This window comes from Thalassospira profundimaris WP0211 (assembly GCF_000300275.1).
Lineage (GTDB): Bacteria > Pseudomonadota > Alphaproteobacteria > Rhodospirillales > Thalassospiraceae > Thalassospira > Thalassospira profundimaris.
The window spans coordinates 1-1,034 of sequence record NZ_AMRN01000024.1; the positions used below are offsets into that span (position 1 = coordinate 1).

The 1,034-nt window shown below is 55.6% G+C and carries 1 protein-coding gene; it reads right to left on the minus strand.

The features are described 5' to 3' along the window. Positions 1–1,034 (minus strand): elongation factor Tu (gene tuf / locus TH2_RS20405; RefSeq protein WP_008892351.1); only part of this gene is annotated, 1,034 nt, incomplete at both ends.

Consider the following 1,034-nt stretch of genomic DNA (forward strand, 5'->3'; position numbering starts at 1 on the left):
GCCGGCAGCTCGATCGAACCGGTTACGTCAGTCGTACGGAAGTAGAACTGCGGACGGTAGTTCGAGAAGAACGGCGTGTGACGGCCACCTTCATCCTTGGTCAGGATGTAGGCTTCTGCTTCGAATTTGGTGTGCGGGGTGATCGAGCCAACGTGTGCCAGAACCTGGCCACGTTCGACGTCTTCACGTTTGGTACCACGCAGCAGCGCGCCAATGTTGTCGCCAGCTTCGCCCTGGTCGAGCAGCTTGCGGAACATTTCAACGCCGGTAACGGTGGTTTTAACGGTGTCTTTAATGCCGACGATTTCAATCTCTTCGCCAACTTTAACAACGCCGGTTTCAACACGACCGGTTACAACCGTACCACGACCCGAGATCGAGAACACGTCTTCGATCGGCATCAGGAACGGTTTGTCTTTCGGACGCTCCGGAGCCGGGATGTAGTCGTCAACCGCTTTCATCAGTTCGAGGATAGCGTTTTTGCCGATTTCATCATCGCGACCTTCCAGAGCAGCAAGAGCAGAGCCCTTGACGATCGGAATATCGTCGCCCGGGAAGTCGTAGGACGACAGAAGTTCACGGATTTCCATTTCGACGAGCTCAAGGAGCTCTTCGTCGTCGACCTGGTCAACTTTGTTCATGAAGACCACGAGAGCCGGAACACCAACCTGACGTGCGAGCAGGATGTGCTCACGGGTCTGCGGCATCGGGCCATCAGCAGCCGAAACGACGAGGATACCGCCGTCCATCTGTGCCGCACCAGTGATCATGTTTTTAACATAGTCAGCGTGGCCCGGGCAGTCGACGTGTGCGTAGTGACGGTTCTCGGTCTCATACTCAACGTGCGCGGTCGAGATCGTGATACCACGAGCTTTCTCTTCCGGTGCTTTGTCGATCATGCTGTAGTCCTGGAACGAAGCGCCACCGGCTTCTGCCAGAACTTTGGTGATTGCTGCGGTCAGCGTGGTTTTACCGTGGTCAACGTGGCCGATGGTGCCAACGTTAACGTGCGGTTTTGTACGCTCAAACTTTTC